The following is a 14,401-nucleotide window of genomic DNA, read 5'->3' as shown; positions in this document are numbered from 1 at the left end:
GATATGCCAGTTACTGAAATCGAAATTATTAATAAGCTGGGCTTACACGCTCGAGCATCAGCCAAGCTATCGCAACTTGCCGCTGAGTTTCCTTGCGAAATATTCTTGTCCCGTAATGGTCGTCAAATCAACGCTAAAAGCATTATGGGTGTCATGATGCTGGCCGCTGGGATTGGAAGCACGGTCACTCTAGAAACTGTTGGGGAGAAGGAAGACGAGGCAATGCAGGCTTTAACTGCACTAATCAATGATCGATTTGGTGAGGGCGAATAAGGATGACTTTTGCGTTGCACGGAATAGCAGTCTCTAAGGGCATTGCCATTGGGAAGGCCGTATTGATATCGCGTGCTGCTTTAGAGGTTAGTCATTATTTGGTTGAAGCAGGCAAAGAAGAGGACGAGGCTCAAAAATTATTAGATGCTTTTGAGCAGGTGCGTCAGGAATTAGAGCAATTACGTCAAGGCTTACCGAAAGATGCGCCACAAGAAATGGCCGCGTTTTTAGATGTTCACGGCATGATCTTGGCTGATCCCGCTCTAGCTGAGAAACCTATCAAATTAATTCGTACTCAGAGGTTAAATGCTGCTTGGGCTTTAACAACAGAACTAAATGATCTTTTAGAGCAGTTTGCAGATATTGAGGATGCCTATTTAAAAGAGCGCGCTAACGATATTCGTCAGGTAGCAGAGCGGGTCATCAAGGCCTTGAATGCCCAGAAAAAAGACTCTTTAAATGATGATGATTTTTTGCCTGCAAGCGATATCGGCGTTGAGTCAATTATTGTTGCCCACGATATTGCCCCTCATGACATGCTGCGTTTCAAAGACCATGCCTTTACAGGATTTGTAACTGATCTTGGCGGCAAGACCTCTCATACTGCTATTGTTGCGCGCAGCATGGAAATTCCGGCAGTAGTCGGTGTGCGACATGCTAGTGAAATGATTCGTCATGGCGATTGGTTGATATTGGATGGAGAGCATGGGGTTGTCGTTGTTGCGCCCGATGAACAACTGCTTGCTGAGTATCGGAAGCTACAGGCTCAAGCTTTAAAAGAGGCTCGCAAGCTAAGGCAGTTAAAGCATTCAAAAACAGAAACAACTGATCGTGTCGAGATTGAGTTATTTGCCAATATCGAATTGCCCGAAGATGCAATTCAGGCGGTGAAGTTGGGTGCAGTAGGTGTTGGTTTATTCCGCTCCGAATTTTTATTTATGGATCGTAAGCAAGCTCTTCCAGATGAAGAGCAGCAGTACCAAGAATATCGTCGCGTTGTCGATTTAATGCATGGTCTGCCTGTCAATATCAGAACCATTGACGTTGGTGCTGACAAGGCCCTCGGTGGAGGCAGCGATGTTTCTCAAACTGGTGCATCACCACTTGGATTGCGAGCGATTCGCTGGTCTTTGACAGAGCCCGAAATCTTTTTAACGCAACTCAGAGCGATTTTGCGAGCATCGGCCCATGGTCAGGCGCGCATTATGATTCCGATGCTAGCTCATGCTAAGGAAATTGATGAAACATTTAGATTGATTGAAAAAGCAAAGCAGCAATTACATCAGCGTGGCAAGGCATTTAATCCGAATATTCAAGTTGGCGCAATGATTGAAATTCCGGCAGCTGCCCTGATGCTACCCTTATTTATCAATCGATTTGATTTTCTCTCTATTGGCACGAATGATTTAATTCAGTACACCTTGGCAATTGATCGCGCAGATCATGCTGTAGCGCACTTATACGATCCTTTGCATCCGGCTATTCTGAATTTACTGTCTAGCATCATCGATCAAGCCAAGCGCGCCGATGTGCCAGTTGCTATTTGTGGCGAGATGGCTGGCGACCCTGCTTTAACAAAACTATTGCTCGCCTTTGGACTGACTGATTTCTCCATGCACTTCAGTCAACTGTTGTTAGTTAAGCGCGAGATATTAAAAGCAAATGTAGGACTATTAAAGACTCGTGCCCCTAGAGTCCTTCGTGCCTATGAACCCGAAGAACAGGCCAAAGCCTTAGAGTATTTACTTTCTTAACTCTTTAGTTTTGGGGGCCGCAAACCTTACATGCGGCATTTCGAGCAACACGAATCTCATCAATCTGAGTATTGATGGCATTCCACAGCAACATTCTTCCAACTAGGGGCTGGCCAAAGCCAATCAATACTTGAAGTGCTTGGGCTGCTTGCATCGCACCAATAATGCCAACGAGAGGGGAGAAGATGCCCATGCTGGCACAGCTGACTTCTTCAAACTGCTCATCTGGAGAAAAAAGGCAGGCGTAGCAGGGTGATGTTTTATTGCGAGAGTCAAAGACACTGAGTTGACCATCAAATTTGAGGGCAGATCCAGAGACGAGCGGAATCTTGTGAATAAAGCAGGCTTGATTGATCAGTTGGCGAGCGGCAAAGTTATCCGTGCAATCTAAAACGAGATGGGCTGTCGGTAATAGTCTATTCAGTAAGTCTTCCGAAGCCTTTTCTGCAATTGCGTTAATCGTGAGGGCGGGATTCAGACTTTGTAAAAATTGTTTTCCGGACTCCACTTTGGTCTTACCAATTGAGATTTGGGTATGCATGATTTGTCGCTGCAAATTAGTGAGCTCAACTTGGTCATGATCAACTAGCGTGATTTTTCCGATTCCAGCTGCAGCTAAATAAGGTGCGGCAGCACTTCCGAGTCCACCAGCGCCAATGATCAAGACGTGCGAGCCAAGAAGCTTTTCTTGGCCAGCAACATCAATTTCCTCTAGTAGTAAATGCCGCGAGTAGCGAAGCAGCTGCTCATCATTCATATATGTGCCTAATGCTAGAACTTACTCTAGCTTCGAGGCTGAACGTTTTACAGGCTCACCATTGATGAATGCGACTGCCTGAGTCAGCATGAAGTCGTCTGCACTACCCAGTTCGACTGGCTTCTTCGACTTTTCTTTTTCTTTCTCTTCAGGAGTCTTCTTGGCATTTTTTTCTTCAATGCGCTGTAACTCTTCTAACCGACGTTTTTCTCGTTCAGAGGCTAGTTTTTCTTCTGACGATTGCTTGTTACGCAAATGCTTCTCACTATCGATCTCACGAGTGATCAATACATCATCAGGATCACCATCTTTATTTTGATCTACTGCGATATCGGGTTTGATGCCATAAGCTTGAATAGATTTACCACTTGGTGTGTAGTAGTACGCCGTAGTGATTTTCAATGCTGAGTCATTGGTCAACGGGCGAACTGTTTGTACGGAGCCCTTACCGAAAGTCGTTTTACCAATAATGGTTGCACGTTTGTAATCTTGTAATGCACCAGCCACAATTTCAGAAGCTGATGCTGAATAGGCATTTACTAAAACTACCATTGGTAATTTTTTATACATTGCTGGAACGCCAGCTAAAGGATCACCAGGCTCACTAAGACGGTACATCGCCGGTGTCGCATTAAAAACTTGCTTAGAGTCAGCTGTCTGACCTTTGGTAGAGACGATGACAGCATCTGCCGGCAAGAAAGCGGCGGCAACACCAACTGCACCTTGTAGTAAGCCGCCGCCATTGTTTCTGAGATCCAGAATGATGCCCTTCATTTTAGGATCTTGATTTGCAAGCTCAGTTAATTTCTTGGCAAGATCAGGAATGGTGCGCTCTTGAAAACTCGTTACTCTAACCCAGGCGATATTGTTATCCAAAATTTTCGCTTTGACCGATTGCACTTTAATTTCAGCGCGGGTAATAGTTACCGGAAAACTGCGCTCTTCGCTCTTACGGAAGACGGTCAAGGTAATTTTTGTGCCAGGTGTTCCACGCATAGTGCGCACTGCTTTATCTAGTGACATCCCACGAACTGGTTTGTCGTCTAAGCGAGTAATGAGATCACCAGCTTGCAAGCCAGCGCGTGCAGCAGGACTGTCTTCAATCGGATTAAGTACCTTAACAACGCCATCTTCTGAGGTGATTTCAATACCAAGCCCAGCAAACTTACCGCTGGTTTGCTCTTGCATTTCAGAGAAGTCTTTTTTATCAAGATAGGTTGAGTGAGGATCAAGACTGCTCACCATGCCCTTGACTGCATCAGTTAGCAATTGCTTATCTTCGATTGGCTCAACATACTCACGCTTGATTTGCGCAAAGACATTCGACAGTGTGCGCAACTCATCTAAAGGCAGTGTCGTACCCTGTTGAGCTGTAGCTGAAAGCTGGATGGTGGCTGCAACCCCGGCGATGAGGCCGACAGAGACTAGGGCAAAGTTCTTGAAAAATACGCGCATATTTCTGTTTTACCTTAATCCAAATAAAAATGCTGAATAGGTTTGAGATTGTCATCGAGCTCATAAACCAGCGGGATGCCATTGGGGACATTGATTTCCATAATATCTGTATCGGAAACCTGGTCGAGATACTTAATTAAAGAGCGAATGCTATTACCGTGTGCGACGAGCAATACGCGCTTACCTGCTTTGAGGGCGGGAGCGATCGATTCATTCCAAAGGGGTAATACACGCTCGACATTGTCCTTAAGGCACTCCCCCAAGGGAATATCAGAATCATTGAGTTTTGTATAACGTGGATCATTTTGCGGATTACGCTTATCACCTTTTTCTAGGAGCGGTGGGCGTACATCGTAGGAGCGGCGCCAAATATAAACTTGTGCATCTCCGTACTGTTGGGCAGTTTCCGCTTTATTTAGTCCTGTGAGTGCGCCATAGTGACGCTCGTTCAGTCTCCAGCTATGCACCACTGGTAACCACATGAGGTCCATAGTGTCTTGAACATGCCATAGGGTACGAATGGCTCTTCTGAGTACTGAGGTGTACGCCACATCAAATTCATAGCCAGCTTTACGGAGGTTTTCACCTGCAGCAAGGGCCTGTTCAGTGCCCTTGGGGGTTAAGTCAACGTCCGCCCAGCCGGTAAAGCGGTTTTCAAGGTTCCAGGCGGATTCGCCATGACGAATAAGGACAAGTTGTTTCATAGAGCCATTCTATAATCCGGTGATGAACTTTCTTACACAAATTGATAACTTAGCGCTAATTGCCCTCCTACTGGTTACGGGCTCAGCACTCTTCTTTCCTACATTATCTACGCTTATTAGCGGAAAAGGCTTATCTCCTACAGAAGCGACTATTTGGATAAACCGTCGCAAAGCAGCCGTTTTGGACTTGCGTCCTGCATCCGATTTTAAGATTGGTCATCTACCAGGATCAAAGCACATTTTGGCCGAGCAAATTCCATCTGGGATCGACAAGCTCAAACTAGATCGTAACAATCCCATTATTTTGGTCTGTCAGTCTGGTGCGAATGCTCGCAAGCTTGTCCCAGAGCTCAATAAGCTAGGGTTCCCAGAGGTTGCAGTCCTCGATGGCGGCGTTCAAGCTTGGCAAGCCGCAGCCTTGCCATTGGTTAAATAATTTAGCGAGTCTCGGATATGCCACCAGTCACGATGTACAGCACTCAAGTTTGTCCGTATTGCGTTATGGCAGAGAAGCTTCTGCAAAAGAAGGGTGTTGCCAATTTAGAGAAGATTTTGATTGATCGGGATCCTGCACAGCGCGAGATCATGATGACCCGCACTGGTCGACGTACAGTGCCACAAATTTACATTGGTGAGACCCATGTTGGCGGTTATGACGACCTAGTTGCCTTGGATCGCGCTGGCCAACTTGATCCATTACTAGTTTAAAAATTTACACAGAAAGTTTCCATGACCGAACAAACTACTTCCGCTCCAGATGCAGCCGATAATTCAAAAGAACCTGGTTTTCGTATTCAACGGATCTATCTCAAGGACTTATCTTTAGAACAACCAAACGCCCCCCAAATTTTATTGGTTGCGGCAGAGCCTCAAATTGAGGTTGAGATTGATGTTGCAGTTACTCGCTTAAGTGATGAAATTTTTGAGGTTGCTTTAATTGCAACAGTAACCGCTAAGGTGGAGAGTAAAGTGCTCTTCTTGGTTGAAGCAAAACAAGCGGGTGTTTTTGAATTTAGTAATATTCCTGCAGAGCAAATTGATCCAATGTTGGGTATTGCTTGCCCAACAATTTTGTATCCTTATCTGCGCTCAAATATTGCTGACATTATTAGCCGCGCTGGTTTCCAGCCAATTCATTTGAACGAGATTAACTTCCACGGCATGTATGAACATCGTCTAATGCAGGCTACGCAAGCGGCTGCAACGGAAGGCGCCTCTGCCGATGAAAGCAAAATCATTCTTCCTCACTAAGCTGATTTAATTAAAGCCCACAGATCATGAAAGTGACGCTGCTTGGAGCTGGCTCATGGGGTACGGCTATGGCAGCGCAAGCTGCACGATATCTTCAGCCGGGCGATGTTTGTCTTTGGTCTCGAAGAGTTGAGCAAATCGAAGGTATGCAGCACTCAGGTGTAAACACAGCCTATTTGCCTGATGTCGTCTTGCCTAAGGGTTTGCAATTGGAGGTGAGTTTTGAGCGGGCCATCGAACGCCTTTCTGAAAATGATCTTTTGATAATTGCTACCCCGATGTCCGGTTTATCAGAAACAGTGGCGCAGGTATTGCGCCTTGCAAAACATCCGCTCAATATTGTTTGGCTTTGCAAGGGTTTAGAGCCTAGCACTACCTTGTTGCCGCACCAAGTAGTGGAACGCGAAGATCAACTACACAGTCATGGCATACGTCATTCTTACGGCGCTCTATCAGGACCTAGTTTTGCGCAAGAAGTTGCTAATGGTATGCCTTGCGCATTAACTGTCGCTAGTCAATCCAATACCTTGTGTGACATTGTTCAAGGCGCCTTCCACCATGGCAATATGCGCATCTATGCCAGCGATGATTTAGTGGGTGTCGAATTAGGTGGCGCTATTAAAAACGTTTTAGCGATTGCAGCGGGTATTGGTGATGGCTTGGATCTTGGCTTAAATGCACGTGCTGCAGTATTAACTCGTGGCCTTGCAGAAATGATGCGTTTAGTAAAAGCGGCTGGCGGCAGACCAGAGACCTGTATGGGACTAACCGGTGTAGGCGATTTGATCTTGACGGCTACTGGCGATCTCTCTCGTAATCGTCGTGTTGGTTTAGCGCTTGCAGCAGGAAAACCGTTGCCTGAAATTTTGGGAGGCTTAGGACATGTTGCTGAGGGTGTCTTATGTGCTTCAGCTGTTGGTAATCTCGCTGCGCGTTTGGGTGTCGAGATGCCAATTACTGCCATGATGGGTGAAGTCTTATCTGGAAAGCTTTCACCACACGAAGCAGTGAAAAAACTGATGGGGCGCGACCCTAAGCTCGAAGTCTAAGCTCTTAACTTCCGCCCAGCAATCCATTTTGGCGCCAAGCTTCATAAACTACGATCGCCACTGTATTCGAGAGATTTAAGCTACGACTGCTATCTTGCATTGCTAGGCGCATTTGATTGAGCGCTGGAATCGAACTTCTCACTTCTTCAGTAATACCTTTGGTTTCTGAACCAAAAACAAAATAATCCTCGGGTAAATATTTGCCATCATGAAACTTGCCAGATCCCTTGGTGGTTAAGGCAAAAATATGTTCCGGCTGAGGTTGTTCATCAGCCAAAAATTGTTCCCAGTTTTGATGAACTTTTACTTTAGCAAACTCGTGATAGTCCAGACCAGCCCTGCGCAGTTTGGCATCTTCCATTGGAAAGCCAAGCGGCTCGATGAGATGAAGCTTTGCGCCCGTATTTGCACACAGGCGAATAATATTGCCCGTGTTGGGTGGAATTTCTGGTTCGAATAAAACGATATTAAACATGTGCTGAGCTTTATATTACATTCTTGAGGCTGGGTACAACGTTCGTAAAAGAACCCAATTGGTAACACGAGATACCCCATTGTCCTTCAATACGCGAGCGATTTCATTTAAGGTTGCACCACTAGTCATGACATCGTCAAACACAATTACGCTTGCGGATTCTAGTTGGCCTTGAAATTGGGGGTTGATATAGAACATGTCTCGAATAGCCATTTGACGATTTGCACGATTCTCTTTGGCCTGATGCTGGGTATGGTGATAGCGTCTTAAGATGTGTGGGTTCTTATGGATATTTTTACCGCAATCAATCCGTCTGGCTAATTCCCAGCTTTGATTAAAGCCGCGAGAACACAATTTTTCTGGACTCAGCGGCACTGGTAGTAAATAGTCTGCTTCAAAATTATTTAAGCTTCGAGTCATCAGCTGATTCCATGCTGATACCAATCCCTGTGCGCAAGCAAGTCGTCGCTGATATTTAAATAGATGCAAGGCAGACTGTAATCTACCCTCGTAGCGATCAAGACAATAAGTTTCATCAAAGTAGGGCGGGTTAGCAATGCACTCTTTGCATTTATTTTCTGTTAGCTCACCAACTTCAAGAGTAAGACCGCATTGCTGACAGCATTCGTAATTGAATAGCTGATCTGATTCTAATTGGATGAGGCAATCAAGGCAGAGAGTGTGTCGCTGAAATGTACCGCAAACAATACAAGCGCTCGGTAGTAGGTGAGAACAAATTACTTGGAAAATATTCTCTATTGGATGCATGGGTCGCTGAGTATACTGAGCCAATGACCCAATCAATCAGATGGCTTCAGGATGAAATTGCAACGCGCATGTTGCAAAAATTAGACATCGTGAAATTAGAACCAAAAGACATTTTGCTGATTCCAGATTTTACTGGAGTACATAGTTCTTTTCTGACAAAACGCTTTCCAGGAATTCGTTTTCACAGTGCGCCCGAAGGTGAGCTATCGGGTTTTAATTTATTTAAATTGAGGGCAGCTCGTTTTTGGAATTCAAGAATGAAGTCGGCATCTATGGTTTCTCTCAATGATTACAAGAAAACAGGCCACCTTAAGCTTCCTAGTAATTCTGTAGATTTAGTGGTGAGCATTCTCTTAATTCAGGATTTAGCTGACCCCAAGCATTTTTTGCAGGAGTGCCGGCGAGTACTCAAGGAAGGTGGATTACTAAGCTTTAGCTATCTGGGCCCAGATACTGCAAAAGAGCTCAGATCAGAGCACTTGGCACAACAATTGCCCATTCAAAATTTGGCTAGCCCTTGGGACATGCACGATATGGGGGATGCCCTACTCAGTGAGCGTTTTTCTGACCCCGTAATGGATATGGAGTTTTTGGGTTTAGATTACGACTCTGACAAGGTCCTACTGTCAGACGCAAGGGCTCTCAATTTAATTTGTTCTGACTATCAAAACAGCATCCCAGCTACTCATTTGCCTCAAAAACTGACTTTAGAGGTGATTTATGGGCATGCCTGGGCTTTGGGTAAGAACCTCGCTAAGGTGCAAGATGATGTCGCTTATATTGATTTAAATCAAATAGGGCGCAAGACTAGGAATGATTCTGCTTAAGTGTAAGTGTTCACTATCTTTTAAACCATTGCCAAGATTGGGAGTGGCATAGTTAGTCCCGTTTGTTCTTGAGCCTAATTAACCCTATAATTGGTGCTAGTTGAATTGCTTGATACCGTTTTTTTGAGCTTCCTGAGGGTGTATTTCTGCAGGAACTCATGACAATAAACAGAGAATAAGATGAATTTATTTGGAAAAGTCACTAGGGCTTCGCTCTATTTGGTAGCAGCCTTTGGCACTGCATTTGCACGTGCAGCAGAAGATATGCAGGGTGGTCCAGCTGTAAACCAGCTCAATTTTACTGCCCCAGCCACAAAAATCATGGCAGAGATTCATTGGTTGCATTGGATGATGTTGATCATCTGCGCGCTTATTTTTGTTGGCGTATTTGGCGTGATGTTTTATTCCATTCTGAAGCACCGTAAATCTTTGGGTGCTAAATCCGCGTCATTTCACGAGAGCACTATTGTTGAGATTATTTGGACAGTGATCCCGCTATTGATTGTTATTGGCATGGCCTTGCCAGCAACCAAGACAGTTGTGGCAATGAAAGACACCACCAATTCAGACATCACCATTAAGACTACTGGTTATCAGTGGAAGTGGGGTTACGATTACATTAAGGGCGAGGGCGAGGGAATTAACTTCTTATCCACCTTATCCACTTCACGCGAGGCTGTTAATAATTTGGCACCAAAATCAAATACGTATTTGATGGAAGTGGACAACGAGATGGTTGTTCCGGTCGGTAAAAAGATTCGCATTATTACCACTGCAAATGATGTGATCCATGCTTGGGCAGTTCCAGCATTTGGCGTGAAGCAAGATGCAATCCCTGGTTTCGTTCGTGACACCTGGTTTCGTGCAGAAACAATCGGCACTTACCGTGGTCAATGCTCGGAGCTATGCGGCGCACAACATGCGTTTATGCCGATCGTAGTGAGAGTGGTTTCCCAAGAGGACTACACCAAATGGGTAGACGAGAAGAAAAAAGAAATGGGCTCGGCTTCTGATGATCCAACGAAGGTTTACACCATGGATGATCAAAAGGACCGTGGTGCCAAGGTTTACGCAGCTAATTGCGCAGCATGCCATCAGCCAAACGGCAAGGGCGCAGGCGCTTTCCCAGCGCTAGATGGCAGCAAAATGGTGCTTGGACCAAAGGCGGCTCAATATGACATCCTGATTAACGGCAAGGGTGCAATGCCAAAGTGGGCCGGAGTGATCTCTGATGGTGACATTGCCGCAGTAATGACCTATACCCGCAATGCATGGGGCAATAAAACGGGTGATGTAATTCAGACTCAAGATATTGTCTCTGCGCGTGCTGGCAAGTAATTTTTTAATAATTTATACAGATCAAACTAAACCGGAGTAATCCATGAGCACCATTTCAACTACCCACGATCACGCACACGACCATGCGCATGATGACCATACGCCACATGGCTGGCGCCGTTGGTTGTTTGCAACTAACCATAAAGATATCGGTACGATGTACCTGATCTTCTCGTTTATCAGCTTGCTGGCTGGTGGTGTGATGGCTCTGGGTATTCGTTTGGAGTTGTTCCAGCCAGGTCTGCAGTTTTTGCGCCCAGAGTTTTTTAACCAGCTAACCACGATGCATGGTCTAGTAATGGTGTTCGGCGCCATCATGCCGGCCTTCGTTGGATTTGCGAACTGGATGATTCCTGTTCAAATCGGAGCATCTGATATGGCGTTCGCACGCATGAACAACCTTAGCTTTTGGATTCTGCCAGTGGCTGCTTGTTTATTGTTTGGTTCATTCTTAGCGCCTGGAGGTGCTCCTGCTGGCGGTTGGACTTTATATGCGCCACTGACATCACAGATGGGCCCAGGTTTAGATATGGCCATCTTTGCACTTCACTTGTTGGGCGCTTCTTCAATCATGGGCTCGATTAACATCATCGTGACCATCTTGAACATGCGCGCTCCTGGACTGACTTTGATGAAGATGCCTATGTTCTGCTGGACATGGTTGATCACTGCTTACTTGTTAATCGCTGTTATGCCAGTATTGGCAGGTGCGATTACTATGGTGTTGACAGATCGTCACTTTGGTACTTCTTTCTTTAACGCAGCTGGCGGTGGTGATCCAGTTATGTTCCAGCACATTTTTTGGTTCTTTGGTCATCCAGAGGTTTACATCATGATTCTTCCAGCTTTCGGAATCGTGAGTGAAATCATTCCGGCTTTCTCAAGAAAAACTTTGTTTGGTTATAGCTCCATGGTTTATGCAACTGCATCCATTGCAATCTTGTCATTCATCGTTTGGGCTCACCACATGTTTGCAACTGGTATGCCGGTAACTGGCCAGCTGTTCTTTATGTATGCCACGATGTTGATTGCAGTTCCAACAGGCGTCAAGATTTTCAACTGGGTTGCAACCATGTGGAAAGGTTCCATGACCTTTGAAACCCCGATGTTGTGGTCCGTTGGATTTATATTTGTATTTACTATGGGTGGTTTTACTGGATTGATCTTGGCGTTAGCGCCAATTGATATTGGCTTGCAAGACACGTATTACGTGGTTGCCCACTTTCACTATGTCTTAGTAGCCGGTTCTTTGTTTGCAATGTTCGCTGGTTTCTATTACTGGTGTCCAAAGTGGACCGGCTATATGGCTAATGAAGCTCGCGGCAAGATCCACTTCTGGACTTCCATGATTTTCTTTAACATCACTTTCTTCCCAATGCACTTCCTGGGCTTGGCGGGTATGCCACGTCGTTATGCTGACTACCCAACCCAGTTTGCTGACTTTAATACGATTGCATCTATTGGTGCACTCGGATTTGGTTTGTCTCAGGTTTACTTCTTGCTGTTTGTTGTGTTGCCGGCCTATAACGGCAAAGGTGAAAAAGCTTCAATGAAGGCTTGGGAGGGAGCTAAAGGTTTGGAGTGGACAGTACCCTCACCAGCGCCACACCACACATTTGAAACACCACCAACTGCTGCAGAGTTAAATGCTGCAGGAATCTAAAGTAGCCGCACACAAATCCCAATCTGCCAGTAATCGCAGATTGGGCTTCATTCTTTTGACGGTTGTTCTAGTATTCTTTCTGGGCATCCTGATTAAACGGGGCTTATTGGGTTAAAGCCCATCAAATACTCATGTCTGCTATTGCCTCCATTAACCGCCAAATCTTGCTCAAGCTCTTGATAGCTTCAGTCATGATGTTTGGTTTTGGTTACGCACTAGTGCCGATGTACAAAGCTTTGTGCGAGGTGACAGGCATTAATGTAGTTACCAGCAAGAACGACTATGGTATCCGTGCCTATAGCGCAAATAAGGTTGGCAATACCCAGGTCGACTATTCTCGTAAAGTGACTATTGAGTTTGACTCTAATAGCCGCGGTCCTTTTACGTTCCGCCCAGTGAAGAACTACTTGGAAGTGCACCCAGGTGAAATGACCGAGATTGTTTATGAGGTTACCAATAATTTGAGCCGCCCTGTTGATGCACAAGCTATTCCAAGCTATGCACCGAAAAGCGCCATGGAATTCTTTACCAAGCTAGAGTGTTTTTGTTTTCAGCAGCAAACTTTGGCAGCGCATGAAATGAAGAAGATGCCGGTGGTATTTGTAATTGACGCAGGCTTACCTGCTGATGTGAAAACGATTACTTTGTCTTACACCTTCTTTGAATTGGGGGTTGGTCAGCAGCCTGCAGGCTCAACAACACCTAAATCGAAAACGGCGTCATGAGTAAGAAAAGTTCATTTATGCAATCGATGATCGCGGTCTTGTGGGCCTTTTTAGGTGTGCGTAAGAAATCAGGTTTACAGGAAGATGTTGCTTCATTAAGTTTTGTCCACATTATTATTGCGGGAGTTTTGGGCGCCTTGATTTTTATGGGCATACTCCTTTTGATAGTTAAAGCAGTTGTGTCCCATTGATTATTTTTTGATTGAATAGAGAGAATAAGATGTCATCCAATTCAACCCCTTACTACTATGTTCCTGGACTATCCAGTCATCCAGCTTCGGCAGCTTTAGGTTTGCTTGCTTTTGCTGCTGGTATGTCTGGCTGGGTAAACCACGCTGCTTGGGGCGGCCCAGTAACTGCGGTCGGCGTGCTCTGGGTGATATTTGTTTTGTATAACTGGTTTGGGGACACCATTGCTGAGTCTAACTCTGGTAAGAATGGTATCAACGTAGATATTTCTTATCGTTGGTCGATGGCTTGGTTTATTTTCTCAGAGATTATGTTCTTCGGCGCATTCTTTGCGGCATTGTTCTATGCGCGCAATATTACGATGCCTTGGATGGGTGATGTAGAAAGTAAATTGCTCTGGCCTGATTTTCAAGCTGTTTGGCCTAATGATGGTCCTGCTGGTTTAGTGGAGAAATTTACCACTATGGGTCCCTGGCCTATTCCAACGATTAATACTTTATTGCTCTTGTCTTCTGGTGTCACGGTGACCTACGCTCACCATGCAATTCGTGAAAATCACATGAAGAAAGCCATTAATGGCTTGGCTGCCACAGTTTTTCTCGGCATTATCTTCTTGGGCTTCCAGGTGTATGAGTACGTTCATGCCTACTCTGATCTGAATTTGAAGTTAACGTCAGGTATCTATGGCTCAACCTTCTTTATGTTGACCGGTTTCCATGGTTTCCATGTATTCCTTGGTGGCTTGATGTTGACGATCGTATTGCGTCGGATGATACGCGGTGACTTTACTGCTGAAAATCACTTTGCGTTTGAGGGCGCCGCTTGGTATTGGCACTTCGTTGACGTAGTTTGGCTGGGTCTGTACATCGCTGTTTACTGGATGTAAGGAAATAAAAATCGGGGCATTGAGCCCCGATTTGTTTTGAGAGCTTATTCGTGGTGGAGGATGCTTAGTTTGTTCCCACTCGTACACCAGTAGCTTCGATATAGCCAAAGTAGTGGGCAATCAAGATTCCTAAGAAGAGTACGATTGATAGTCCAATACGCAACATCAGCGACTGAACCATTCTTGAGCTGCGACCCTTGTCTTTCATCATGAAATAGAGTGCTGAGCCTAAGCTCCCAACAATGATTAGCAGTGCAACTGGAATAACCCATTTCATCTCAAAGTAC

General features: G+C 45.3%; 19 protein-coding genes. 13 read left to right on the top strand and 6 right to left on the bottom strand.

Going from position 1 to position 14,401, the window contains the following annotated elements; translation table 11 throughout:
• Window positions 1-3: 3 nt before the first annotated feature.
• Together CL55_RS09780 and ptsP are read left to right on the top strand one after the other, a co-directional pair.
• Entirely contained in the window at window positions 4-273 is a 270-nt protein-coding gene (locus CL55_RS09780; RefSeq protein ID WP_046330913.1) for an HPr family phosphocarrier protein, read from the top strand.
• Between the two features lie 2 nt (window positions 274-275).
• Window positions 276-2,027: a phosphoenolpyruvate--protein phosphotransferase gene (gene ptsP, locus CL55_RS09775; protein WP_046330912.1), complete on the top strand. Its 1,752-nt coding sequence runs from the start codon at window positions 276-278 to the stop codon at window positions 2,025-2,027.
• Between the two features lie 4 nt (window positions 2,028-2,031).
• Here the strand turns inward: ptsP and CL55_RS09770 are convergent, their stop codons facing one another.
• The 3 genes from CL55_RS09770 to gpmA are packed head-to-tail and all read right to left on the bottom strand — an operon-like array spanning window position 2,032 to window position 4,943.
• A complete protein-coding gene (locus CL55_RS09770) occupies window positions 2,032-2,784 on the bottom strand; it encodes a HesA/MoeB/ThiF family protein (RefSeq protein ID WP_046330911.1) in 753 nt (250 codons plus the stop codon).
• A gap of 21 nt (window positions 2,785-2,805) precedes the next feature.
• Window positions 2,806-4,239 carry a S41 family peptidase gene (locus tag CL55_RS09765; protein ID WP_046330910.1) on the bottom strand — a complete coding sequence of 478 codons (1,434 nt, stop codon included), beginning with the start codon at window positions 4,237-4,239 and terminating at the stop codon, window positions 2,806-2,808.
• Between the two features lie 14 nt (window positions 4,240-4,253).
• The gene (gene gpmA, locus CL55_RS09760) at window positions 4,254-4,943 is read right to left on the bottom strand and encodes a 2,3-diphosphoglycerate-dependent phosphoglycerate mutase (RefSeq protein WP_046330909.1); all 690 of its coding nucleotides are present in this window, start codon (window positions 4,941-4,943) and stop codon (window positions 4,254-4,256) included.
• Window positions 4,944-4,965: 22 nt separating this feature from the next.
• Here gpmA and CL55_RS09755 point away from each other — a divergent pair, with 22 nt between their 5' ends.
• From CL55_RS09755 to CL55_RS09740, 4 genes are read left to right on the top strand one after another with little or no spacing between them, the layout of a single operon-like run.
• Window positions 4,966-5,379 carry a rhodanese-like domain-containing protein gene (locus CL55_RS09755; RefSeq protein ID WP_046330908.1) on the top strand — a complete coding sequence of 138 codons (414 nt, stop codon included), beginning with the start codon at window positions 4,966-4,968 and terminating at the stop codon, window positions 5,377-5,379.
• A gap of 17 nt (window positions 5,380-5,396) precedes the next feature.
• Window positions 5,397-5,651 (top strand): glutaredoxin 3, encoded by a 255-nt coding sequence (grxC, locus tag CL55_RS09750; protein WP_046330907.1) that lies wholly within the window; start codon window positions 5,397-5,399, stop codon window positions 5,649-5,651.
• Between the two features lie 21 nt (window positions 5,652-5,672).
• Complete coding sequence (secB, locus tag CL55_RS09745; RefSeq protein ID WP_046330906.1) at window positions 5,673-6,194, top strand: protein-export chaperone SecB; 522 nt, start codon at window positions 5,673-5,675, stop codon at window positions 6,192-6,194.
• A 26-nt stretch (window positions 6,195-6,220) separates the two neighbouring features.
• Window positions 6,221-7,243: an NAD(P)H-dependent glycerol-3-phosphate dehydrogenase gene (locus CL55_RS09740; RefSeq protein WP_046330905.1), complete on the top strand. Its 1,023-nt coding sequence runs from the start codon at window positions 6,221-6,223 to the stop codon at window positions 7,241-7,243.
• 4 nt (window positions 7,244-7,247) lie between these two features.
• On the opposite strand, the gene trmL is transcribed toward CL55_RS09740, so the two are convergent.
• Both trmL and CL55_RS10815 read right to left on the bottom strand, forming a co-directional pair.
• Complete coding sequence (gene trmL, locus CL55_RS09735; protein ID WP_046330904.1) at window positions 7,248-7,718, bottom strand: tRNA (uridine(34)/cytosine(34)/5-carboxymethylaminomethyluridine(34)-2'-O)-methyltransferase TrmL; 471 nt, start codon at window positions 7,716-7,718, stop codon at window positions 7,248-7,250.
• A gap of 15 nt (window positions 7,719-7,733) precedes the next feature.
• Window positions 7,734-8,138, bottom strand: coding sequence for a ComF family protein (locus CL55_RS10815; RefSeq protein WP_237150500.1), 405 nt, complete (start codon window positions 8,136-8,138; stop codon window positions 7,734-7,736).
• Between the two features lie 371 nt (window positions 8,139-8,509).
• On the opposite strand from CL55_RS10815, the gene CL55_RS09725 reads away from it, so the two are divergent.
• From CL55_RS09725 to CL55_RS09700, 7 genes are all read left to right on the top strand, one after another.
• A complete protein-coding gene (locus CL55_RS09725; protein WP_046331304.1) occupies window positions 8,510-9,313 on the top strand; it encodes a class I SAM-dependent methyltransferase in 804 nt (267 codons plus the stop codon).
• 264 nt (window positions 9,314-9,577) lie between these two features.
• Entirely contained in the window at window positions 9,578-10,651 is a 1,074-nt protein-coding gene (gene coxB / locus CL55_RS09720; RefSeq protein WP_418054935.1) for a cytochrome c oxidase subunit II, read from the top strand.
• A gap of 43 nt (window positions 10,652-10,694) precedes the next feature.
• Window positions 10,695-12,314: a cytochrome c oxidase subunit I gene (gene ctaD, locus CL55_RS09715; RefSeq protein ID WP_046330901.1), complete on the top strand. Its 1,620-nt coding sequence runs from the start codon at window positions 10,695-10,697 to the stop codon at window positions 12,312-12,314.
• Window positions 12,298-12,429 (top strand): cytochrome oxidase small assembly protein, encoded by a 132-nt coding sequence (locus CL55_RS10810; protein WP_215305446.1) that lies wholly within the window; start codon window positions 12,298-12,300, stop codon window positions 12,427-12,429. The genes ctaD and CL55_RS10810 overlap by 17 nt, the downstream gene beginning before the upstream one ends.
• Before the next feature lie 16 nt (window positions 12,430-12,445).
• Window positions 12,446-13,039, top strand: a complete 594-nt coding sequence (locus CL55_RS09710; protein WP_046330900.1) for a cytochrome c oxidase assembly protein — start codon at window positions 12,446-12,448, stop codon at window positions 13,037-13,039.
• Window positions 13,036-13,230: a DUF2970 domain-containing protein gene (locus CL55_RS09705; protein WP_046330899.1), complete on the top strand. Its 195-nt coding sequence runs from the start codon at window positions 13,036-13,038 to the stop codon at window positions 13,228-13,230. Before CL55_RS09710 ends, CL55_RS09705 begins: the two co-directional genes overlap by 4 nt.
• A 29-nt stretch (window positions 13,231-13,259) precedes the next feature.
• Window positions 13,260-14,114, top strand: coding sequence for a cytochrome c oxidase subunit 3 (locus CL55_RS09700; protein WP_046330898.1), 855 nt, complete (start codon window positions 13,260-13,262; stop codon window positions 14,112-14,114).
• Between the two features lie 64 nt (window positions 14,115-14,178).
• Here CL55_RS09700 and CL55_RS09695 read toward each other — a convergent pair whose 3' ends face one another.
• Window positions 14,179-14,391: a twin transmembrane helix small protein gene (locus tag CL55_RS09695; RefSeq protein ID WP_046330897.1), complete on the bottom strand. Its 213-nt coding sequence runs from the start codon at window positions 14,389-14,391 to the stop codon at window positions 14,179-14,181.
• Window positions 14,392-14,401 lie beyond the last annotated feature (10 nt).

It is taken from the genome of Polynucleobacter duraquae (assembly GCF_000973625.1).
GTDB lineage: Bacteria > Pseudomonadota > Gammaproteobacteria > Burkholderiales > Burkholderiaceae > Polynucleobacter > Polynucleobacter duraquae.
The sequence above is the reverse complement of the archived record's forward strand: the minus strand, read 5'-3'. Positions and strand labels throughout refer to the sequence as shown.

Coding starts and splice junctions, on each gene's coding strand:
- CL55_RS09710 (WP_046330900.1), top strand. CDS start 12,446: ATGTCTGCTATTGCCTCCATTAACCGCCAAATCTTGCTCAAGCTCTTG.
- CL55_RS09770 (WP_046330911.1), bottom strand. CDS start 2,784: ATGAATGATGAGCAGCTGCTTCGCTACTCGCGGCATTTACTACTAGAG.
- CL55_RS09780 (WP_046330913.1), top strand. CDS start 4: ATGCCAGTTACTGAAATCGAAATTATTAATAAGCTGGGCTTACACGCT.
- ctaD (WP_046330901.1), top strand. CDS start 10,695: ATGAGCACCATTTCAACTACCCACGATCACGCACACGACCATGCGCAT.
- trmL (WP_046330904.1), bottom strand. CDS start 7,718: ATGTTTAATATCGTTTTATTCGAACCAGAAATTCCACCCAACACGGGC.
- coxB (WP_418054935.1), top strand. CDS start 9,578: ATGCAGGGTGGTCCAGCTGTAAACCAGCTCAATTTTACTGCCCCAGCC.
- gpmA (WP_046330909.1), bottom strand. CDS start 4,943: ATGAAACAACTTGTCCTTATTCGTCATGGCGAATCCGCCTGGAACCTT.
- CL55_RS09755 (WP_046330908.1), top strand. CDS start 4,966: ATGAACTTTCTTACACAAATTGATAACTTAGCGCTAATTGCCCTCCTA.
- CL55_RS09705 (WP_046330899.1), top strand. CDS start 13,036: ATGAGTAAGAAAAGTTCATTTATGCAATCGATGATCGCGGTCTTGTGG.
- CL55_RS10810 (WP_215305446.1), top strand. CDS start 12,298: ATGCTGCAGGAATCTAAAGTAGCCGCACACAAATCCCAATCTGCCAGT.
- secB (WP_046330906.1), top strand. CDS start 5,673: ATGACCGAACAAACTACTTCCGCTCCAGATGCAGCCGATAATTCAAAA.
- CL55_RS09700 (WP_046330898.1), top strand. CDS start 13,260: ATGTCATCCAATTCAACCCCTTACTACTATGTTCCTGGACTATCCAGT.
- CL55_RS09695 (WP_046330897.1), bottom strand. CDS start 14,391: ATGAAATGGGTTATTCCAGTTGCACTGCTAATCATTGTTGGGAGCTTA.
- grxC (WP_046330907.1), top strand. CDS start 5,397: ATGCCACCAGTCACGATGTACAGCACTCAAGTTTGTCCGTATTGCGTT.
- ptsP (WP_046330912.1), top strand. CDS start 276: ATGACTTTTGCGTTGCACGGAATAGCAGTCTCTAAGGGCATTGCCATT.
- CL55_RS10815 (WP_237150500.1), bottom strand. CDS start 8,138: ATGACTCGAAGCTTAAATAATTTTGAAGCAGACTATTTACTACCAGTG.
- CL55_RS09740 (WP_046330905.1), top strand. CDS start 6,221: ATGAAAGTGACGCTGCTTGGAGCTGGCTCATGGGGTACGGCTATGGCA.
- CL55_RS09765 (WP_046330910.1), bottom strand. CDS start 4,239: ATGCGCGTATTTTTCAAGAACTTTGCCCTAGTCTCTGTCGGCCTCATC.
- CL55_RS09725 (WP_046331304.1), top strand. CDS start 8,510: ATGACCCAATCAATCAGATGGCTTCAGGATGAAATTGCAACGCGCATG.